Consider the following 21,071-nt stretch of genomic DNA (forward strand, 5'->3'; position numbering starts at 1 on the left):
TGCACCGGATCGGAGTCGTGGTGGATCGGTGTTGTGGCGCCGGTGTCGTGGTGGCCGGTGGGGTAGTCCCAGGGCAGAGGTGCCAGGTCCGGTGAATTTCGTTCGGCTCAGCCCCGCGTAGTCCGGCCGGGCTGAACTGTTCGGCTCAGGCGACAAGTACCAACCGGAGCCGAACGAAATTCACCGGACCTGGCACCCACCGGAACAGCACACCTTGCCTGCCGGGTAGGCCGCCACGTGCCACCCGGCCGGGCCGGTCAGTCGGCCTCGAGGACGAAGTAGATGAAGCAGACGAAGGCCGTGCGCTGCCCGTTGGCGATGCGTGGCGGCAGGAGCTCGGGCGGAGTATCCGGTGCGGGCGGCGGCTCGCTCAGGAGGCGGACGCGGAATCCCGCACCGGCGAACGCGTCGAACATCGCGTGCAAAGGCCGGTGCCAGAACGTGAGCACCGCTCGTTCGCCCGCGAGCTCGAACTCGTCCGAGAACTGGGTGGTGGCGAAGTAGTCCTCGTCCGGGTCGGTGACCACCCGGACGGTGGGGTGGTTGACCGACAGGATGAGCCGCCCGCCGGGCTTGAGCACCCGGTGGATCTCGGCCAGGGGAGCGGCCCAGTCCTCGAGGTAGTGCAGGACGAGGGAGGAGACGACGTCGTCGAACGAGTCGTCCGCGAACGGCAGGGGCCGGGCGAGGTCCGCGACGTGCAGCGGCACGTCGTCGCCCAGCCTCCTGCGCGCGTGCCCGAGCATCGCGGGGCTGCCGTCCAGCCCCGTCATGAGGGCGCCCCTGGTGCGCAGCTCCGCTGTCAGCGGGCCGGTCCCGCACCCGGCGTCGAGGATGCTTCGGCCGCGCACGTCGCCGGCGAGCCGGATCATGGCTGGCCGGTCGTAGTACGCGTTGAACAGGCTCGAGGCGTTCTCCGCCGCGTAGCTGTCGGCGAAGCCGTCGTAGTGGTCGACCTGCATCAGATCCAGCCCTCTTCCCACGCCCGGTGCGCCGCCGCGTGGCGGGTGGCGACCCCGAGCTTTGCCATCGCGGACGACAGGTAGTTGCGCACGGTCCCCGGTGCGAGGTGCACGGTGGCCGCGATGTCCGAGACAGGGGCGCCCGCGCGGGCCGCGCGCAGCACCTCCAGCTCACGGTCCGACAGCGGGCACTCGTTCTCCGTCAGCGCCGACGCGGCGATCTCCGGGTCCACGTACCGGTGTCCGACGGCGACGTCGCGCACGATCTGCGCCAGGCGCGCCGCCGGCGTCGACTTGGGCACGAACCCGCTGACCCCGGCGGCCAGCGCCCGGCGCAGGACGGCGGGCCGGGCGTGCCTCGTGACGATGATGACGCGGGGCGGCGTGCCGTCGGTCCGGGCCAGGATCTGCGCTGCCGCGTGCAGCCCGTCGGTGGGCGGCATCTCCAGGTCGAGCACGGCGACGTCCGGCCGGTGCTGCTCGGCGAGCCGCACGGCGTGCGTGGTGGTGGCCGCCTGGGCGACGACCCGCAGGTCGTCCTCGAGGTCCAGGAGCGAGCAGAGGGCTCCGCGCAGCAGCTCCTCGTCGTCGGCCAGCAGGAGGCGGATCATCCGGACACCGTAGCCGTGACCACGAACCGGTCGTCGTCGCCGGTCCACGACAGATGCCCGCCGACGGCGTCGAGCCGCTCCGCGAGGGACACGAGCCCTGTGCCGTCGCTGGCCCCGCTGGCCCTGCCGGGTCCGCCGCCCCGATGCGCGTCGTCGCCCGGTCGGGCCGGACGTGCGCCGTCGTTGTCGATCACGAGGCGGGCCCCGGCGCCGTCGGGCAGCAGGACGATCGCCGCGCGGGTGGCGCGGCTGTGCCGCAGCAGGTTGGTGGTGGCCTCGCGCACCACCAGGCCGAGGAGGCTGCGCGGCGCCTCGGGGAGGGCTGCGGCGAGGCCGGTGTCGACGTCGGCCCGGACCTCCACGCCGGCCGCCGTCAGGACCTTCGACGCGTTGGCGATCTCGGCGTCGAGGGTGGTGCGCCGGTAGCCCTGCACCAGGGCGCGGGTCTCGCGCAGGGCGTCCCCGGCGAGCTGCTGGACCTCGCGCATCGTAGCGGCCGCCCGCGCAGGGTCGGCCTCTGCCAGCCGCGCCGCGAGCTCGCTCTTCAGGGCGATCACCTGGAGGTGATGTCCCTGGATGTCGTGCAGGTCGGCGGCGAACCGGAGGCGCTCGTCGGCCACGGCGAGCTGTCCGGCGAGCCGCCGGGCATCGTCGAGGCGGGCCGCGACCTGCCAGCCACGGAGCATGCCGAGCATGGCCGGGCCGAACGCCAGCACCATCAGGGCGGGCATCCAGACGGCGTGCCACACGTCCGGCTCGCCCATGGCCAGCGCCGTGATCAGGCCCAGCGTCGGCAGGACGAGCAGCGCGGCGCCCAGCACCGCCCACGCCCGGCGTGCGGGCAGGAACATGACCAGGACCGAGAGCGTGGCCGCCGGCGGGATCGACCAGATCCCGAAGTTGCCGAGGGCGAGCGGTACCGCCGCGGCGACCCCCGTGACGCAGTAGGCGGTCACGAGCCAGCCGGTCGACGGCGCCTCGTCCCGGATCCTCCGGCCCAGCAGGACGCCGCACGTCACGATGGTCGCCGCCGTCGACAGGCCCGTGAGGGCACGCAGCCCGGCGGGGACGGCGGGGTCCAGCACCCAGTCGCCGACGGCGAAGCCCAGCACGCACGCCACGGTCCCCGCGAGGACCCACCAGATGTTGCGGCGGAAGCTCGCGAGGCCGCTGCCGCCGTCGTCGTCGACGGTCCGTGCGGTGCTCATGACGTCATCCTGCCAGCGCCGACGCCGGTCCGGGCGGCCTGCCGAGCCCTGATGACATCTGTCATGCGAGCTCATGACATGTGCTCGCGCCCGCGTGCGGTCCGGCACTACTGACCGCTGCCGCCGTCGGACAGCGTGGAGACCGGAGCGGCGAGGAACGCCGCCCGGACCGAGGGAGACGGAGACATGACGGAGACGACGGCAACGACGACGACGGTCACGACAGCGACGGCGACCGACCCGGTGACCCACCCGGTGACCGACCCGGTGACCCACCCGGCCGCACCCGCGACGCCGGGGTGGAAGGTGCTGCGGTTCGTCGCGCACCTGGCCGAGATGGTCGTCGTGATGGTGCTCGGGATGCTGCTCCTGGCACCGGCGTGGGACTGGGCGGGTTCGGCGATCGGGATCGAGGCCGTGCTGGCGCGGCCCGACGTCGCCGCGGTGGTCATGGTGCTGGACATGGTGGCCGCGATGACCGTGTGGATGCGGGTGCGGCGGCACGGCTGGGCGGCGATCCGGGAGATGAACGGGGCGATGGCGGCGCCGTTCGCGGTGCTGCTGGTGCTGTTCTGGGCGGGTGCCGTCAGCGCGGGCGACCTGATGCTCTGGGGTCACGTGCTGATGGTCCCGGCGATGGCGGGCGCGATGCTCCTGCGGCGGGCCGAGTACACGGAGCACGCCCACGGGTTCGACCTGGTCTGGCTGCGGAGCCGGTGGCCGGTGCTGGTCGGGCTGCTGCTCCTCGTCGGCACGCTCGCGGGCGGGGGAGCCGGCGTGCCGACGTGGCTGGTCTTCGCGATGGCCCTGGTTTACCCGGTGGTGGGGGTGCTCAGGAACCGCATCCGGGGGCGGGCGATGGTGGTGCTGCAGGCGGCGGGGCTCGCGGTGTTCGCGGGCATCAGCCTGCTGGCCGGTGCCCTCGTGGGGCAGGACACCGGGACGTACGTGCTCGCGGCCGGGCTCGTGGGGCACGGCGTCTGGGACGTGTTCCACCACCGGGCGAACGCGGTCGTGTGGCGTTGGTACGCCGAGACCTGCGTCGTCTACGACCTGCTGCTGGCCGCTGCGGTGCTCGCCTCGACGGTCGGGCCCTGATCGCGGACGCCCTGCGGGATTCACGCAGGATGTGACCGGCCCGCGCGTGGCGGCGCGCGTGTCGCGCCTGGCTCGCTCTACTTTTGGGCGCTATGGACAGCGCCCAGCCCAGCATTCTCGAGCTGCGGATCCACGGCATCGCGAACACCCCGCCGCACGGCACGCTCGACCTGGCGCGGGGCGAGGTGACCCGGTCGGACGGCGACGGCCTGGGCAGCTTCTGGACCCCGAGACCGCACGTCGAGGCACGGGACAAGGCGCTGCCGCCGGGACATGTCCACGCGATCCGGCCCGATGTGCGCCGGGAGGCCTACTCGTGGGGCGCGATGGCGCGGATCGGCGGCCTCCCGTTCGGCGGGCTGCTGGGCGTCGTCGGGCGCCTCGCGGTGCGCCTCCTGTGGGCTGCGATGGTCCCGTTCGGTCTGGCGAACGCCGCGTACTGGGCCCGCCGCATCCCGGCGCCGGAGCCGGGCGCCCACCGTCCGCCGTCGGGCAGCCTGCGCCCCGAGGCGACCGCCGCCCTGACGCGGGTGTTCGCGCTGGGCCTCACGCTCCTTTTCGTGTCGGCGGTGGCGACGGTGTCGCTGTCCTTGATCGGCACGCGCTGCATGGGCCTGGCCACTGCGGGGCCCGACTCCGTGGTCCCGGTCTGCGCCCGCATCCCCGCCGTGCTGTACGGCCTCGCGCGGATGGACGTCGGCGACCGGCTGGCGCTCCTGTCCCTCGCCCCGGTGCTGCTGGTCGCGATCCTCGTGGCCGTGGCGCACAGCGGCCAGGTCCGGTTCGAGTCCAAGTTCTCGGTGATGCGCGCCGGGCGCACGGTGGCGCCGTCGGGCCCGCCGCTGCACCGGGCCGGCTTCTGGTCGCAGCGGTCCGGCTCGGGTCTGCTGTGGGCGCACCTGGGCGCCGCGCTCGGCCTGACGGGACAGTTCCTCACCTGGACCCGCTACGCCGACCCCGGCCTCCCGATGCCGGGCCTCCCCGTGGCTGGGCTGGTCGTGATCGTGAGCGCGTGCGTGTTCGTCGCCCTGCGCACCGACGACGACGGCGTCCAGGCCATCACGCCCCGCTGGAAGGGCCGCGCCTGCCTCGGGGTGTTCGCGGCGGGCCTGCTCGTCTGGCTGCTGGCCTGCTACGCCTGCCTCGCCGGACCGCCGCCGCAGGACATGCCCGCGCTGATCGGCCTCGACCTCGTGCCCGCGCTGCTCGGCGTGGGCCTGTTCGGCATCGCGGCGACCGGCCTGGCCTGGCGTACCACGCGCAGCACCCGCGCCGTCGCCGCCTGGACGGCGGTGCCCGTCGTCGCCACCGTGTGCGTGGCGGTCGTGCTGGTCACACAGCCGGGCGCCCCGCTGCGGCTCCTCCTGGTCGCGCTGGCGGTGCTCGCCGTCCTGAGCCCTGCCGTCGTCGTGCTGACGGCGATCCTGCTGCGCCGTCGGGCCCACGAGGGCTGGAACGGCGCGGGACCGGGCGTGTTCCTGCTGGTGTCCGCCGCGGCGGCGGCCGTGTACTCGAGCCTGCTGGTGCTCGGCGTGCAGTGGTTCCTGCGCAACGGGGAGAGCGCCGCGCCGACCCCGCTCGGGAACGGCCTGGTCGGCATCCCCCGCGGTGTGCCCGACGCCGACCTCGTGCGCGTCCCGCCCGTCTACACCGAGTTCGGCACGGCGTCCGTGGTGATCGCCCTCGTGTTCGTCGTGCTGCTGGTCGTGGCGCTGACCGGGCCCTACGTCATGGACGTGGTCCGCTCCCGCGGGCTGTGGATCCCCGCCGCGCCGCGCACCTTCGGACCGCCCTACGGCCCGGCGGTGCCGGCCTGGCGTGCGGTGGCGAACGCCCCCGAGCCCGACGGCGGCCCCAACCCCGTGCTGGAGCGGGTGCTGCGCGGCAGGCAGGTCGCCGCGATGTCGCACCGCGCGGAGCTCGCCGCCGGCGCCCTGGCTGCCGCCGCCTACGTCGCGGCGCTGGTGGCCCACATCCCGCTGATCGCCCAGCACAGCGACACCGGCACGCTCCAGGTGCCCCCGTGGCTGTCCGGGCTCGCCGTGCCCGCCCTGGGCGTGCTCGCGGCGACCCTGGTGGTCAGCGCCCTGGCCGGGGGCACGGGCGGTGGTCCGTCGCGGCCGTGGGGCCTGCTGTGGGACCTGCTGTGCTTCCTGCCGCGCAGCGCCCACCCGTTCGGTCCGCCGAGCTACGCCGAGCGCGTGGTACCCGAGGTGCGTTCGCGGGTTGACGCCTGGCTCGCCGGCGCCGACATCGCCGACGACGCCGAGCGCGCACGCGTGGCCCCCACGCGGCGCGTGGTGCTGTCGGCGCACTCGATGGGCGGTGTGCTGGCCGCCGCGGTGGTCCTGATCCGGGCAGGCAACCCCGTGCCGGACCTCACCGACGGCCGCATCGGCCTGCTGACCTACGGCGTGCAGCTGCGGCCGTTCTTCGGCCGGTTCTTCCCCGACCTCCTTGGCCCGACGACGACCGGCACGCCGCCCTGCACCGGGCCGGGCTGGTCGGCGGACCCGTGGGGCGGGCAGGCGAGGGGTGGTCCCGGACCCGGGGCGGCCCCGGCGGCGCCGTTGACGCCGGAGCGCCCCGAGCCCGGCTCGGGGGTACAGGTCACGCTGATGTCACTGCTGACCTGCGGTGCCAAGCCCGCGTGGGTGAACCTGTGGCGGCGCACCGACTTCCTGGGCTTCCCTGTGGTGGGTTACGGGGTGAACGAGGTGGATCGCGGAGCCGAGGAGATGGACCGGTCGGCCTATCTCTTCGCCGTGGCTACCCACTCCGGGTACCAGTCGTCGTGGGCTTACCACGCGGCACTGGACGAGGTGGTCGATCGGCTGACGCCGGCTGGGCCGTCGGGTGCCCAGCCGGCGGTCACGCAGCGAGGGGAGCCGGGCTGACGACGTCGCGCAGCCTGGCCAGCGCCGCCTCGAGGATCTGGGCCACGCGCTCCTTGGTCACACCGAGGCGGCGGCCGATCTCGTCGAGCGTGCGTGTCGTGCCGTCCAGCAGCCCGAAGCGCATCTCCAGCACGCGGGCCTCCACGGCGTCGAGGTGCCGCAGGGCCTGCCGGACGCGGCGGCGCAGCATCGTCTGCTCGGGGCTGGGCCCGCTCTGGCTCGCCGACTCGGCGTGCTCCGCTGCGGCGACCGCGCGGACGATGGAGCGGCGTACCCAGCGGGTGGCATAGGCGGCGAACGTGCCGTGCGCGGGGTCGTACGAGTCCGCCGCGCGCACCAGGCCGACGTTGCCTTCCTGCACGAGGTCCATGAACGGCAGGCGACCGGAGTAGGCGCCGACGACGGCGGGCACGAGGCGGAGGTGGGCCAGGACAAGACGCTCCTTCGCGTATTGCCCGTCCTTGACCCGCGCTTCGAGCTGTATACGGAAGCTGGGGGAGACCGCTGTGGCATTGAGGGTACGCGCGGCGTCCGTTCCGGCGACCGCTCGCTCGAGGAGCGACTCGAGCTGCGCATCGTCCAGGGCCGGTGTGCGCTCGATCATCGCCGCGTAGGACTGGGGCAACGCAGGGTGCGGACTAGGTTCCTTGCCACGTCGTGCGCGGGACGACCGGGGATTTCGGGTAGTTCTCATCGCAACTCTCCTCACGAGCGGGACGAACTTTCCTTGCCCGGAGCATATGGAGTCTTGGGGCCTGGGGGAAGCGGAGACGATTTCGCTGTGAGAGATAACGGCTCGATAACGGCATGCTGCTGCGGTTCAGGGGCCGAGATCGAATTTCGGGGCGGTCGCCGCGGCGGGGAGAATGGGTCGGTGACCACCCTCGACGTCGTCCGCATCGACGACCCCGCCGACGAGCGCCTTGCCGACTTCAACAGCCTCACGGACGTCGTCCTGCGCTCCAAGCACGAGCCGGCCAAGGGCCTGTACATCGCGGAGAGCTCGACCGTGATCCGGCGGGCGCTCGCGGCCGGCCACCGTCCGCGAGCGTTCCTCATGGCGCCGAAGTGGCTGGACTCGATGTCCGACCTGGTCGCGGCGACCGGCGCGCCGGTCTACGTCGCCGAGGAACCGCTGCTCAAGGAGATCACGGGCTTCAACCTGCACCGCGGTGCGCTGGCGGCGATGCACCGCCCGCCCCAGCCGAGCGTGCACGAGCTGCTCACCGGCGCGCGCGGCGGTGCGGGGGCGCGCAGGGTGGTGATCCTCGAGGACATCGTCGACCACACGAACGTCGGCGCCGCGATGCGCGCCTGCGCGGCCCTCGGGGTGGACGTCGTGCTGTTCACGCCGAGCTGTGCGGACCCGCTGTACCGGCGGGCGGTCCGGGTCTCGATGGGTACCGTCTTCCAGATCCCGTGGACGCGGATCGACCCCTGGCCCGGCGGCATCCAGACCTTGCGCGAGCACGGCTTCACGGTGGGGGCCCTCGCGCTCGAGGAGGACTCGATCAGCCTGGACGACCTGGTGGCGGACCCTCCCGAGAAGCTCGCCCTGGTGCTCGGCACGGAGGGCGACGGGCTCAAGCCTCGGACGATCGCCGGGTGCGACCTGACCGTCCGGATCCCGATGGCCGGGGGAGTGGACTCCCTGAACGTGGCGTCGGCGGTGGCGGTCGCCGCCTGGGCGACGCGTGTGCCGGCCACATAGCAGGCACGCCATCATCCACGAGGGACGCCATGATCCACCGATCGAGGCAGATTCCGCAGAAGATGGCGTGGCCCGCGCAAGATGGCGTGGCCCGCGCAGCGAGTCAGAGCAGCTGGGACCGGCGTCGGGGCTCGGCGGCCTCGCGCTCGATCTCTTCCTGACGTCCCTGCCAGCCCTTGAACTTCTCCTGCGCCTCGAGCTCCGCCGCGCTGGGCGCCAGGCCGACCACCAGGAGCAGCAGGATCGTGCTGATGGTGACGCCGATGATCAGCGGACCGAGCAGTGCGGCGACGGACACGCCGACGTCCGGGACGATGACGGTGCCGGTGACGACCTCGGCGCGCATGGCGGCCATGCCCGTGTAGTGCATGCCGGAGACGGCGACGCCCATGATGAGCATCGCACCGGCGACCCCGGCGAAGTTGTGCACCCGCGCGGAGAGCCAGAGGCCCGCCGTCGCCGCGACGATGCCGATGAGCACCGACAGGAGCACCGTCGGCAGGTTGTACGTGAGCTCGACGCCGACGTGCACGGCACGCATGCCCAGGTAGTGCATGGCGGAGATGCCAAGGCCGGTGACGACGCCGCCGGCGACGAGAGCGAAGGGCCCGACGCCCGCCGCGCGGACGATGAAGAGGCCGAGCCCCACGACGGCGATCGCGAGCAGGCCGCTGGCGATCGTCAGGGGGACGTCGAAGCGGGTCTCGGTGCCTCGCACGTGGAACCCGAGCATGGCGACGAAGTGCATGACCCAGATGCCGGTGCCGCCGATGGAGACGGCGCCGAGGGCGAGCCAGGCGGTGCTCGCGAGGCCGTGGGAGACCCGCGCGCGGGCGGTGCAGGTCAGGCCCACGGCGCACCCGGCGCACGAGAGCAGGAACGAGATGATGGGCGTGACCCAGCCCAGCGCGAAGTGGTCGATCATGGTGGGGGCTCTCCAGCGAGTACGAGGTAAGCGTGCGGCCGGCCGCTGACGGCGAACGGCGGCCGCGCCAGGGCAAGGTCGGTGTGGGATCGCTTCCAAGTAAAGGGGGCCGAGAGGCAAGATGCACCCTTTGTACAGGGTTAACTTTGCGGAAGAAGGGGTGATCTATTCGGAACCCCGGCATCCTGTTTCCCCTCCGTTGTCCATTCGTGATAGTGCGCTGGAGCAGTCGCGTGAGTGGCCAGGCTCACTGCGTGGAGGGGTGGCACAGGGGCCACAAAGTTAGGTTAGGCTCACCGTCGTGACCACCAAGACCGAGGGGCTCGAAGCCAAGCCCTCGCGAATGTTCGACGTCGAGGTAGCGCGCGTGACGCGCCTGTGCCCGTCCTTCGTCCGCTTCACGTTCCGCGGACCGGACCTGGACAAGTTCGCGGACAACGGCCGCGACCAGCGCATCAAGCTCCTCCTCCCGGCACCTGACGGTGGCTGGGAGGGCCTGCGCCGCGACGACCCCAACTGGTATGCCGCCTGGCGCTCGCTCCCGGACGAGCAGCGCAACCCGATGCGCACCTACACCGTCCGCACCGTGCGCCAGAACCTGCGTGAGGTCGACGTCGACGTCGTCATGCACGGCGACACCGGCCCCGCCTCGCGCTGGGCCCTGAACGCCGCCGCGGGCGACCCGCTGGTCATCATGGGGCCCAACGCCGAGTACGACGGCATCCACGGGGGCGTTGAGTTCGCCCCGCCGTCGTCCAGCCACGCCCTGCTGCTCGCGGGTGACGAGACCGCGGTGCCCGCCATCGCCGCGATCTGCGAGTCCCTGCCCGCCGACGCCGTGGGGGAGATCTTCCTCGAGGTGCCGCACCCCGAGGACGGCTGGCAGCTCGGCGCGCCCGACGGCGTGCGCGTGCACTGGCTGGCACGCGACGGGCGCGAGCACGGCGACGTGCTGGTCCCCGCCGTCCAGGAGGCCGCGGACCGGCTGCTCGCGATGGGTGTGCGGCCGTCGTCGGACGTCGCGCCCGCCCTCACTGCCGCCGGGGTCGACCTGTCGGGGGAGATGGACGACGTCGACATCGACACCGGGATCCTCTGGGAGGTGCCGGTCGACGAGGCGGGCCGCCCCCTGGCGCAGGACACCGTGCTGTACGCGTGGCTGGCCGGCGAGGCGGGCGTCATCAAGACGCTGCGCCGCTATCTGGTGAACGAGTGCCAGGTGGACCGCAAGTCCGTGGCGTTCATGGGCTACTGGCGCAAGGGCCGCGCGGAGAACTGAGCCCGGCGGCTCCCGGCCTCCGGGACCATGACCGCCACCGCGGTCGGGTCAGCGCGCGATGCCGAGGTCCTCGACCACCTCGACACCCGGCATGGTGCACAGCAGCGGGCCTGGCATGAGGAGCTTGGAGCGCCGGACGCCGGAGCCCATGAGCGCCGTCGTGCCCTCCTCGGTGAACCGCGAGTCGACGAGCACGCGGTAGCCCTCGGGCAGGCCGACGGGCGTGATGCCGCCGTACTCCATGCCCGACTCCTCGACGGCGCGGTCCATCGGCAGGAACGATGCCTTGCGCACGTCGAGCAGCTTGCGCACCCGCTTGTTGACGTCGGCGAACGTGCTGGCCGGGACGACGCACGCCGCGACGCGCTCGTCCTCGCCCCGCTTGCCGGCCACGAGCACGCAGTTGGCCGACGCTTCCGGGGGCAGGCCGTGCAGCTCGTTGAGCGTGGCCGTCTCGGCGTGCTCGGGGTCGATCTCGGTGACGGCGACCTGGCTCGCGACCCGCGGGTCGGCGTCGGCCCAGGCGGTCAGCGCCGCGAGCACCGGCTCCGCGAGGAGCTCCGGGTGCTCGAGCGCGGGCGCCCAGGCGAGGTCGCCCAGCGTGGGCAGGGTGGCGTGCTCGCTCATCGGCTGTACGTCGCAGTGAGCGTGGCACGACCCAGCAGGTGGAAGTACACGTTGAACGCCACCTGGGCGTTGGTGTTGTCGGGGCCCAGCCCCAGCTCGCCGGGCTCCACGTCCAGCGCGTGCACGGCGAAGATGTACCGGTGCGGATGGTCGCCGGGCGGCGGGCCCGCGCCCTCGAAGCCCGGCGTGTGGCCGTCGCTGTGGGTGTGGAACGCGCCGGCGGGCAGGCCCGAGCCGTCCGGGGTGCCCGCTCCCGTGTCGAGGGACGTCACGGAGGCAGGGAGGTCCACGACGGTCCAGTGCTGGTAGCCCATCGGCGTCGGCGCGTCGGGGTCGTAGCAGGTCACGACGAACGACTTGGTGTCCTGGGGGAACCCGTTCCACTCGAGCGCGGGGGAGATGTTCTGGTCGTGCGCGGCGTGCGCGTCCGGCATGCGCTCGCCGTCGGTCAGGTTGCTGCTCGTCAACAAGAAGGCCGCGGGCGCGGGCAGCAGCGTGTACGGGTCCGGCGGGTAGGGGCGAGTGAAGTCCATGACCCCACTCTGCCGAATCGCCGGGTCGGGTGCCAGCGCCCCGGCCGGGTGGATCACGGGCGCGCGGCCCGCTCAGCCCACTCGCAGCAGGTGGCGGAACGCCGTCCGCGCGCGCTCCGGGCTCGGCTCGTCGCCGGTGATGAGGTCCGCGTAGGTGAGCGACTCCGACACCCGTACCAGCAGGTAGGCGAGCTCCTCCGGGGTGATGGTGCCGTCGAACGGCCGCTCGCCGAGGTCACGGACCACGAGCCACTCGACGGTCGCGACGAACCGCTGCTGGATGGGGCTGTCTGCGGTGGTGAGCAGCCGCAGGGAGCGGGCGGGTTCGCGGCGCAGGAACGCGCGGAAGTAGTCGGCGACGATGAGGTCGCGCGCGAAGGTGGTCAGCAGGCCGGCGAGCCGCTCGGCGCCGGTCAGATGCTCCGTCGCGCGCTCGGCCTGCACCAGGGTCGGCACGGCGAGCGACCAGAGCACCTCGCTGAGCAGCGCGTCCCGGTTGCCCACCCAGCGGAACACCGACGTGCGGTCCACGCCGAGCTGCGCGGCCAGGGGGCCCATGTCGATGCGATAGCCCTCGATGAAGGTGTCGCGCGCGAGGTCCAGCACACGCTGTGCCTCTGGCCGCGTGGCCAGCCGGGCGGAGAGGCGGCTCGGCGCGGCTTCCAGGCCGACGGTCGCGATCGACGTCGTTGTCATGGCGGCCATCCAACCGCTACCTGACCCTCGGTGCAACAATATGCAGAATGATGCATTCGGGGCAGCGGCGAAAGCATGAACTCTACCGGGAGGGGCCAGTACCCTGCCGCTCGGGGCGAGCATCTCGCCGCTCAGCCTCACCGCCGAGGCCCGCACCGCGGTGCCGCGGCAGCTCGTGATGTGCTGACCTCTCTACCCCGTATCGAAAGGAACCCCTGATGACTCGTACCGCCATCGTCACCGGAGCGGCCCGCGGCATCGGTGCCGCGACGGCCCGTCGGCTCGCCGAGGACGGCTACGCCGTCGCCGTCCTGGACCTCCTGGAGGACCAGGCCGCGGCCACGGCGGAGGCCATAGTGGCCGACGGCGGTCGCGCGCTCGCGGTGGGCGCCGACGTCGCCTCCGAGGAGTCGGCGACGGCCGCCGTCGCCCGCGTCACCGCCGAGCTGGGCGCGCCCACCGTGCTGGTGAACAACGCGGGCATCCTGCGCGACAACCTGCTGTTCAAGATGTCCGTGGCCGACTGGGACGCCGTGCTGAACGTGCACCTGCGAGGCGCGTTCCTCATGACGCGGGCCGTGCAGGCGCACATGGTGGAGGCCAAGTTCGGCCGCATCGTGAACCTCTCCTCGACCTCTGCCCTCGGCAACCGCGGCCAGGTCAACTACTCGGCGGCCAAGGCCGGCATGCAGGGCTTCACCAAGACCCTGGCGATCGAGCTGGGCAAGTTCGGCGTCACCGCCAACGCCGTCGCCCCGGGTGTGATCGAGACCGACATGATCCGGGAGACCGCCGAACGCATCGGCATGCCGCTCGCCGACTACCTCGGCGTGGCGGCCAAGGACGTGCCGGTGGGGCGCGTGGGTCAGCCCGAGGACATCGCGAACGCCGTGTCGTTCTTCTGCGCGGAGCAGTCCGGGTTCGTGTCGGGCCAGGTGCTGTACGTGGCAGGCGGGCCGAAGGCGTGAGTGCGGGCACCGGCGAGGTCATCGCCGTCGACTCGCCGGCTGCTCTCGCCGACGCCGTGGGCCGGACCGCCACCGGTGAGTGGTTCGAGGTCACGCAGGAGCGGATCGCCGCGTTCGCCGACGCCACCGAGGACTACCAGTGGATCCACCTCGACGCGCGGCGGGCGGCCGCCGGGCCGTTCGGCTCCACCGTTGCCCACGGGTACCTCACTCTCGCGCTGCTGCCGCGTCTGGCGTCCTCGCTCGTCGCGGTCGGCGGCACCGCGATGGTGATGAACTACGGCCTGGACCGGCTGCGGTTCCTGGCCCCGGTGCCGGCGGGCTCCCGCGTGCGGGCCGTCACCGAGATCCTCTCGGCCGAGCCGGCATCGACCGGCGTGCGTCTCGCCTCGAAGGTCACCGTCGAGATCGAGGGGGCCGAGAAGCCGGCGTTGGTCGCGCACACGCTGTCGCTCTACGTGCCGGAGCCCTGAGCTGTGAGCTGCTGCTGCTGACTCACGAAAGTCCGCTTCGAAAATGACCTGAGGTACCGATCCGGCCCGGATTCGGTGCCTCAGGTCATTTTCGAAGCGGACCGGGGTCGACCCCGGCCGGGACCCCTGCCAGGGGTGCCGGGCAGTCGTCGCCTCGTGCCGCAGCCGCATCCTTGTCGCGGCGAGGTGGGTCCGAGGCGTGGGTGCCAGGTCTGCTGAATCTCGTTCGCCCTGGCCCTGCCTTGTTCAGCCAGGCCGAACAGTTCAGGAGAGGCGACAACTGCAGCCTGTGGGGCCACGTAGTTCACCTTGGCTGAACTGTTCAGCACAGCCCGCAAACCGGGGACGCAGCCGAACGCAGTTCAGCCCACCTGGCACCCACCGACCGGGTGTGCGCACCGACCGGGTATGCGCACCGACCGGGTGTGCGCACCGACCGGGTGGGCACACCCGATCGGGTGTGCCCACCGGCCGGAGGCTGCGGGCCGGACGGGCGCCGCTGCTGGTCGGCGCGGCGTGGCGTCGGAGGAGCCCCGGGCGCCGCAGTGTTGCGAGGCCGATGGTTTGACAGTCGCACCTCGCGAGGGGTGTACTGGTGTTCTATCGAACAGGCGTTCGATGAGGTGCTCGACCATCCGGTCACCACCGGCAGACACCATCGCTGGAGGGTCATGACCGTCGTAACAGGCTCTTCGAAGAGCGACACCGGCGCTGACGTCGATACCGCAGACACCCGGCACGCGCGGGCGCTCGCGGCGCTACGGTCCGCCGAGGTGCGCACCGGCGTGCGCAGACAGGCCACCGAGTCGTCCGCCGAATCCTCCCGTGGGTCCTTGGCAGAGTCTTTGGCAGGGTCGTCCCACGGGCAGCCCCGGCTACAAGTTCTGGCACTGCGAGGCGGGCTCGCGGCTGATCCGGATCCCACCGCCCAGCCCGCGACCAGCCCCGCGGCTGATCCCACAGGCCCAGCGACTGAGCCCGCGACGGCTCCCGCCACGGCCCTCACGACTGGCCCCGCGACTGGCCCCACGACTGGCCCCACGATCCGCCCCACGGCCGGCCCCGCGACTGGCCCCGCGACTGGCCCCGCGACTGGCCTCACGACCGGCGGCCGCCCAGGCGCCGGTCCGCGCGTCCTGCCCGTGGCCCCGCACCTCGCGACCCTCCTGCCCGAGGGCGGCCTGCGCACCGGCGCCACGGTCGTGGTCCGGGGCTCGACGTCGCTCCTGCTCACCCTGCTCGCCGAGGCCTCTCGCGACGGGGCCTGGACGGTGCTGGTCGGATACCCGGCCGCCGGGATGGCCGCCGCGGCCGACGCCGGGTGCGACCTGACGCGCACCCTGGTGGTGCCGCTGCCGGCCGGGTCGGGTGTGGACGCGCCCGCTGTGCTCGCTGCGCTGATCGACGGCATGGACGTGGTGGTGATCGGGCCGGAGGTCGCGCTGCTGGAGCAGGACCACCGCCGTCTGACAGCGCGCGCCCGCGAACGGGGAACGGTGCTGGTGGCTGCTCTCCCCATCCCCGCATCAAGCGCCGGTTCGTCGATTGCGGGATCTTCGCCCCTCCAACGGCCTTCGACAGGGCGAAAATCCAGCACTCAACGAGAGGCGGGGGGTGTCGGCTGGGCCGGGGCGCACGTGGTGCTCGAGGCGATCGAGGGGAACTGGACGGGGACCGACCACGGGGCGGGCTGGCTGCGGCGTCGGACCCTGCGGGTGCGGCGTACCGGGCGGGGGAGCGCGGCACGACCCCTGCACCTGGACGTCGAGGTGCCGGTGTGCCGGGCCGCCGGCGAAGGACCGGCCGGCGGAGGCGCGCAGCTTTCCGAAGGCCGGGACTCCGGGACGAGGTCGCCGGGCGAGGAGAGCCGTCCGCAGCTGGAGCTCGTCGGATGACCGACCGCTCCGGCCCGGCGGCGACAGGAACGGCCACCCGCACCGCCTGCCTCTGGGTGCCCGACTGGCCGGTCGTCGCGGCCCTCGTCGTCGCCGGTCTGGGCCCGGAGACGCCAGCGGCCGTGACGGGCGGGCCGGGCGGCCGGATCATCGCGGTGTCGGCCCCCGCCCGCAGCACCGGGGTGCGCCGCGGCATGCGCCGTCGCGAGGCGCAGGGGCGCTGCCCCGACCTGCAGCTCTGGTCCGCCGACGACGCCCGCGACGCCCGCGAGTTCGAGCCCGTCGCCGTGGCCGCGGAGACCGTGGTCTCCGGGCTGGAGATCGCCCGCCCCGGCTTGCTCCTGCTGCCGTCGGGCGGCGCGGCGCGATACCACGGCTCCGAGCGCGACCTGGCCCGCGAGCTGATCGAGCAGGTCGCCGTCCGGACCGGTCACGAGTGTCAGGTCGGGGTCGCCGACGGGTTCCTGGCCGCGGTGCTGGCGGCGCGCGAGGACGCCGTCGTGCCGCCGGGCGTGTCGGGGGACTACCTCGCGCCCCGCCCCGCGGCGGTGCTCGTGCACGCCCGGCCCGGGGACCGCACCCTGACCGAGCTGGTCGACCTGTGGCGTCGCCTCGGCGTGCGCACCCTGGCCGAGCTGGGTGCCCTGCCCGACGCCGCCGTCGCCGCCCGCTTCGGCGACCTCGGCGTCTGGGGGCAGCGTCTCGCGAGGGGGCAGGACGTGCGGCCCCCGGCCCGGCGTCGGCTCGAGGAGGACCTGACCGTCGCCGAGGAGCTGGACCCGCCGGCGCACCGGGTCGACGTCGCCACCTTCGCCGCCCGCCGCCTGGCCGAGCGGCTGCACGACGACCTGAGCCGCCGCGGCCTGGCCTGCGGGCGGCTGCGGATCACCGCGCGCGCCGTCGACCCGGTCACGGGCGAGGCCCGCACGCTGGAGCGCCTGTGGCGCACCGACGACACGCTCGGCGGGCTGTCGGCCGCCCGGATCACCGACCGGGTGCGCTGGCAGCTCGAGGGCTGGCTCACGGCGTCGTCCCTGGGGCAGGGCGAGGCGCCCGCCCCGATCGCGGGCCTGGCCCTGGCCGCGGAGGAGGTGGCACCCGCCGGTGCGCTGCAGCCGCGCCTGTGGGGTCCGGGCGCGGGCGAGGACCTGCGCGCCCGCCGCGCCGTCGAGCGCGTGCAGGCGCTGCTCGGCGGCGACGCCGTGCTGACCGTCCGGCTCCAGGGCGGCCGCGACCCCCGGGACCGTGTGCAGCTCGTCCCCTTCGGCGAGCAGGTCCCGCCCGAGCGCGACCCCGACCGGCCCTGGCCGGGCGCCCTGCCGCCTCCGGCACCGTCCGTCGTGCTGCCGGAGCCCGTCCCCGCGCACGTGCTCGACGACGCCGGGCGCCCCGTCGTCGTCGACGTCCGGCTGGGTGTGAGCGGCGACCCGGCGCGCGTCGTCGTGCCCGGTGAGGGGGCGTGGAGCGGGCTCGATACCGCCGTCGTCGACTGGGCGGGGCCGTGGCCGGTCGCCGAGCGGTGGTGGACGCCCCAGGGCAAGCGCCGCGTGTTCCTGCAGGTGGTGGCGGACGGCGTGGGGGCCCCCGCGCTGGGCCTGCTGCTGTCGTCGTCGGCGGGGGAATGGTCGCTGGAGGCGCTCTATGACTGACAGCTCTCTGACCGACCCGGTGCTCGGGGGCGGCGTGCCGTATGCCGAGCTGCACGCGCACTCCGCGTTCAGCTTCCTGGACGGGGCCTCGCACCCCGAGGAGCTCGCGGCCGAGGCTGCGCGTCTCGGGCTGACGTCGCTCGCGATCACCGACCACGACGGGCTGTACGGGGTGGTGCGGTTCTCCGAGGCGGCGAAGAAGGTCGGTCTGAAGACCTCGTTCGGGGCGGAGCTGCACCTGCCGGTCCCGGCGGGCGCGAGCGGCGCGCCCGTGCTCGACCCGCCCACCGGGACCCCCGACCCGCGCGCCACGCACCTGCTCGTGCTCGCGCGCGGCCCGCAGGGGTACCGCAACCTGTCGAGCGCTATCGGCACCGCGCACCTGGCCGCGGGCGTCAAGGGCGCCGCGAACTACACGCTGGAGGCCTTGGGCGAGGCATCGAAGGGCGAGTGGCTGGTCCTGACAGGCTGCCGAAAGGGCGCGGTCCGCCAAGCCCTGACGACTCCGTTGAGTGCTGGATATCTGCCCTCTCGAAACGTTTCGACAGGACAAGTATCCAACACTCAACGATGGGGGGAGGGGCGTACGGGCCGGCTGGACCGGGCGCGGTGGGAGCTCGGGCGGCTTGTTGATGTTTTCGGGCGGGAGAATGTCGCCGTCGAGATCACCGCCACCGGCGATCCCCGGGACGCCGACCTGCACGACGCGCTCGCCCTGCTGGCCGCCGACGCGCGCCTGCCCCTGGTAGCCACCACCGCCGCGCACTACGCACGCCCCCGCGACGCCGACCTCGCCGGGGCGCTCGCCGCCGTCCGGGCCCGCTCCTCCCTGGACGACCTGGACGGCTGGCTGCCCGGTGCCCCCACCGCCCACCTGCGCAGCGGCGCGGAGATGGCGCGTCTGCACCACCGGCACCCGCAGGCCGTGCAGACGGCGGCCGCGCTGGGCAAGGAGTGCGCGTTCGACCTGGACCTCATCGCCCCTGAGCTGCCGCCCTACGACGTCCCGGACGGTCACGACGAGACGTCCTGGCTGCGCGAGCTCGCCTACCGGGGTGCGACCCGGCGGTACGGACCGCGGGAGGGAAGCACGAAGGCCTGGAAGCAGATCGACTACGAGCTGGACATCATCATCCGCCTGGGCTTCCCCGGGTACTTCCTCGTGGTCTACGACATCGTGGAGTTCTGCCGTACCCACGGGATCCTCGCGCAGGGGCGGGGCAGCGCCGCGAACTCCGCGGTCTGCTACGCCCTGGGAATCACCGCGGTGGACGCGGTGAAGCACGGCCTGCTGTTCGAGCGGTTCCTCGCCGAGGCGCGCAACGGGCCACCGGACATCGACGTCGACATCGAGTCGGTGCGCCGCGAGGAGGTGATCCAGCACGTCTACGAGAAGTTCGGGCGCACGCACGCGGCCCAGGTCGCGAACGTCATCTCCTACCGGCCACGCTCCGCGGTGCGCGACGCCGCACGCGCGCTCGGCCACGACGTCGGGCAGCAGGACGCGTGGTCCAAGTCCATCGAGCGCTGGGGATCGCTCAAGCCCCAGGCGGCCCCGACGGCGTCGGCCGAGCCGCGGAACAAGACCGCCGCCAAGGACGCCCAGGTCGCAGCGCTGTGGGGACCGCGGGAAGTACGGCCGCACGTCGACCATGCCGGGCCCGTCGCGAGCCCTGGCGTCTTCGTCGACGTGCTCTCGGAGGAGGCGCGGGCGTCGGGAGAGCCCCGGCCGGACCCGACCCGCGCCGACGACGCCCACGACGTCGTGCCGTTCCGCACGCCGCCGTCGGCCGCCGAGGAGGGGGAGATCCCCGACGACGTGCTCGACCTGGCCGACCGGATGCTCCGCCTGCCCCGCCACCTGGGCATCCACTCGGGCGGCATGGTGATGTGCGACCGCCCGGTGATCGAGGTCTGCCCCGTGGAGTGGGCCCGCATGGAGGGCCGCACGGTGCTGCAGTGGGACAAGGAGGACTGCGCGGACGCCGGGCTGGTGAAGTTCGACCTGCTGGGTCTTGGCATGCTGACCGCCATCCGGTACGCGTTCGAGTTCATCGAGGAGCACACCGGGGAACGGTTCGAGCTGCACGACCTGCCGCAGGACGACCCGCTCGTGTACGACCTGCTGTGCGCCGCCGACACGGTGGGCGTGTTCCAGGTGGAGTCGCGCGCCCAGATGGCGACGCTCCCGCGCCTGCAGCCGCGAGACTTCTACAGCATCGTCGTGGAGGTCGCGCTCATCCGGCCCGGCCCCATCCAGGGCGGCTCCGTGCACCCGTACATCGAGCGGGCCCGCGGGCGCGAGAAGGTGAAGTACCTGCACCCCCTGCTGGAGAAGTCCCTTGGCCGCACCCTTGGCGTGCCGCTGTTCCAGGAACAGCTCATGCAGATGGCGATCGACGTCGCGGGGTTCACGCCCAAGGAGTCCGACCAGCTGCGGCGCGCCATGGGGTCCAAGCGGTCGCAGGAGCGCATGGAGGCGCTGCGCGAACGGCTCTACGCGGGGATGACCGAGAACAAGATCCCGCCCGGCGTGCAGGAGGAGATCTTCGAGAAGCTCAGAGCCTTCGCCGACTTCGGCTTCCCCGAGTCGCACGCCTACTCCTTCGCGTACCTCGTGTATGCGAGCTCGTGGCTCAAGGTGCACCACCCGGCCGCGTTCTACGCCGGGCTGCTCGCGGCCCAGCCCATGGGGTTCTACTCGCCGCAGTCCCTGGCCGCCGACGCCCGCCGGCACGGCGTCCGCGTGCTGCGGCCCTCGGTCACGCAGTCGCGGGTGCTCTCGTCGGTCGAGCGGATCGACGAGCAGCTCGCGGTCCGCCTGGGGCTGGAGTCCGTGCGGGGCACCGGCAAGGACAAGGCGGAGGAGATCGTGGCGGCGCGGGTCTCGACAGGCTCGACCACCGAAGGTTCGGCCGCCGGTTTCCGGGACCTGCGGGACCTCGTGCGCCGCGTCGAGCTGTCGACGGCGCAGCTCGAGGCGCTCGCGACGGGCGGGGCGCTGGAGCCGCTCGGCATCGATCGGCGAGAAGGCCTGTGGGCCGCGGGTGCGCTCGGCCAGGAAGGGCCGACGACGCTGCCCGGCGTCAGCGTCGGCGTCGACGCCCCGATGCTGCCGGGGATGAGCGAGGTCGAGCTGGCGCAGGCCGACGCGTGGGCCACCGGCGTCACGCCTGATTCGTACCCGACGCAGCACGTGCGGCCGGGGCTGGTGGCGGCGGGCGTGCTGACCGTGGCGGAGGCGCTGACGACCGAGCCGGGGCGCCGGATCGCCGTCGGCGGGGTGGTGACGCACCGGCAGCGGCCGGGCACGGCCGGGGGAGTGACCTTCCTGTCCCTGGAGGACGAGACGGGGCTGCTCAACGTGATCTGCAGCGTGGGGCTGTGGCAGCGGTTCCGCCGAGTCGCGCGGTCGGCGCAGGCCATGGTGGTGCGCGGCCGGATCGAGGCGGCCGACGGCGCCGTGAACCTCGTGGCGGAGCACCTCGCGACGCTGTCGCTGACGGTCCCGGCGCGGTCGAGGGACTTCCAGTAGGTGC

Annotated in this window: 17 protein-coding genes; 9 read left to right on the top strand and 8 right to left on the bottom strand. The window is 73.3% G+C overall.

The window, feature by feature from the left end; genetic code table 11:
- Positions 1-257: 257 nt before the first annotated feature.
- Genes AB0F40_RS15995 through AB0F40_RS16005 form a run of 3 tightly spaced genes read right to left on the bottom strand, consistent with a single transcriptional unit; the run spans position 258 to position 2,781 of the window.
- Complete coding sequence (locus AB0F40_RS15995) at positions 258-962, bottom strand: methyltransferase domain-containing protein (RefSeq protein WP_357469259.1); 705 nt, start codon at positions 960-962, stop codon at positions 258-260.
- On the bottom strand, positions 962-1,573 hold the full coding sequence (locus tag AB0F40_RS16000; RefSeq protein ID WP_357469262.1) for a response regulator transcription factor: 612 nt from the start codon (positions 1,571-1,573) through the stop codon (positions 962-964). The genes AB0F40_RS15995 and AB0F40_RS16000 overlap by 1 nt, the downstream gene beginning before the upstream one ends.
- Entirely contained in the window at positions 1,570-2,781 is a 1,212-nt protein-coding gene (locus AB0F40_RS16005; protein ID WP_357469264.1) for a histidine kinase, read from the bottom strand. The genes AB0F40_RS16000 and AB0F40_RS16005 overlap by 4 nt, the downstream gene beginning before the upstream one ends.
- Positions 2,782-2,967: 186 nt before the next feature.
- On the opposite strand from AB0F40_RS16005, the gene AB0F40_RS16010 reads away from it, so the two are divergent.
- Complete coding sequence (locus AB0F40_RS16010) at positions 2,968-3,879, top strand: hypothetical protein (RefSeq protein ID WP_357469267.1); 912 nt, start codon at positions 2,968-2,970, stop codon at positions 3,877-3,879.
- 92 nt (positions 3,880-3,971) lie between these two features.
- Positions 3,972-6,776: a hypothetical protein gene (locus AB0F40_RS16015; RefSeq protein ID WP_357469269.1), complete on the top strand. Its 2,805-nt coding sequence runs from the start codon at positions 3,972-3,974 to the stop codon at positions 6,774-6,776.
- On the opposite strand, the gene AB0F40_RS16020 is transcribed toward AB0F40_RS16015, so the two are convergent.
- Positions 6,751-7,470 (bottom strand): sigma-70 family RNA polymerase sigma factor, encoded by a 720-nt coding sequence (locus AB0F40_RS16020; RefSeq protein ID WP_357469272.1) that lies wholly within the window; start codon positions 7,468-7,470, stop codon positions 6,751-6,753. The genes AB0F40_RS16015 and AB0F40_RS16020 overlap by 26 nt on opposite strands.
- 180 nt (positions 7,471-7,650) lie before the next feature.
- Between AB0F40_RS16020 and AB0F40_RS16025 the strand changes: the two genes are divergently transcribed.
- Positions 7,651-8,487 (top strand): RNA methyltransferase, encoded by an 837-nt coding sequence (locus AB0F40_RS16025; protein ID WP_357469275.1) that lies wholly within the window; start codon positions 7,651-7,653, stop codon positions 8,485-8,487.
- Between the two features lie 103 nt (positions 8,488-8,590).
- Here AB0F40_RS16025 and AB0F40_RS16030 read toward each other — a convergent pair whose 3' ends face one another.
- Positions 8,591-9,412, bottom strand: a complete 822-nt coding sequence (locus AB0F40_RS16030) for an MHYT domain-containing protein (RefSeq protein ID WP_357469278.1) — start codon at positions 9,410-9,412, stop codon at positions 8,591-8,593.
- A 301-nt stretch (positions 9,413-9,713) separates the two neighbouring features.
- On the opposite strand from AB0F40_RS16030, the gene AB0F40_RS16035 reads away from it, so the two are divergent.
- Positions 9,714-10,691, top strand: coding sequence for a siderophore-interacting protein (locus AB0F40_RS16035; protein ID WP_357469280.1), 978 nt, complete (start codon positions 9,714-9,716; stop codon positions 10,689-10,691).
- A gap of 48 nt (positions 10,692-10,739) precedes the next feature.
- Here AB0F40_RS16035 and AB0F40_RS16040 read toward each other — a convergent pair whose 3' ends face one another.
- From AB0F40_RS16040 to AB0F40_RS16050, 3 genes are all read right to left on the bottom strand, one after another.
- Positions 10,740-11,318: a YbaK/EbsC family protein gene (locus AB0F40_RS16040; RefSeq protein ID WP_357469283.1), complete on the bottom strand. Its 579-nt coding sequence runs from the start codon at positions 11,316-11,318 to the stop codon at positions 10,740-10,742.
- Entirely contained in the window at positions 11,315-11,851 is a 537-nt protein-coding gene (locus AB0F40_RS16045; protein ID WP_357469285.1) for a YbhB/YbcL family Raf kinase inhibitor-like protein, read from the bottom strand. The genes AB0F40_RS16040 and AB0F40_RS16045 overlap by 4 nt, the downstream gene beginning before the upstream one ends.
- Positions 11,852-11,923: 72 nt before the next feature.
- Positions 11,924-12,547 (bottom strand): QsdR family transcriptional regulator, encoded by a 624-nt coding sequence (locus AB0F40_RS16050; protein WP_357469288.1) that lies wholly within the window; start codon positions 12,545-12,547, stop codon positions 11,924-11,926.
- A 218-nt stretch (positions 12,548-12,765) separates the two neighbouring features.
- On the opposite strand from AB0F40_RS16050, the gene fabG reads away from it, so the two are divergent.
- The 5 genes from fabG (at position 12,766) to AB0F40_RS16075 (ending at position 21,067) form a co-directional block, all read left to right on the top strand.
- Positions 12,766-13,515, top strand: a complete 750-nt coding sequence (gene fabG / locus AB0F40_RS16055; RefSeq protein WP_357469291.1) for a 3-oxoacyl-ACP reductase FabG — start codon at positions 12,766-12,768, stop codon at positions 13,513-13,515.
- Complete coding sequence (locus tag AB0F40_RS16060) at positions 13,512-13,988, top strand: MaoC family dehydratase (RefSeq protein WP_357469294.1); 477 nt, start codon at positions 13,512-13,514, stop codon at positions 13,986-13,988. The genes fabG and AB0F40_RS16060 overlap by 4 nt, the downstream gene beginning before the upstream one ends.
- A 1,142-nt stretch (positions 13,989-15,130) precedes the next feature.
- The gene (locus AB0F40_RS16065) at positions 15,131-15,883 is read left to right on the top strand and encodes a hypothetical protein (protein WP_357469297.1); all 753 of its coding nucleotides are present in this window, start codon (positions 15,131-15,133) and stop codon (positions 15,881-15,883) included.
- Entirely contained in the window at positions 15,880-17,532 is a 1,653-nt protein-coding gene (locus AB0F40_RS16070) for a DNA polymerase Y family protein (protein ID WP_357469300.1), read from the top strand. Before AB0F40_RS16065 ends, AB0F40_RS16070 begins: the two co-directional genes overlap by 4 nt.
- The gene (locus AB0F40_RS16075) at positions 17,525-21,067 is read left to right on the top strand and encodes an error-prone DNA polymerase (protein ID WP_357469303.1); all 3,543 of its coding nucleotides are present in this window, start codon (positions 17,525-17,527) and stop codon (positions 21,065-21,067) included. Before AB0F40_RS16070 ends, AB0F40_RS16075 begins: the two co-directional genes overlap by 8 nt.
- Positions 21,068-21,071: the final 4 nt, after the last annotated feature.

It is taken from the genome of Promicromonospora sp. NPDC023987, assembly GCF_040639055.1.
Taxonomy (GTDB): domain Bacteria; phylum Actinomycetota; class Actinomycetes; order Actinomycetales; family Cellulomonadaceae; genus Promicromonospora.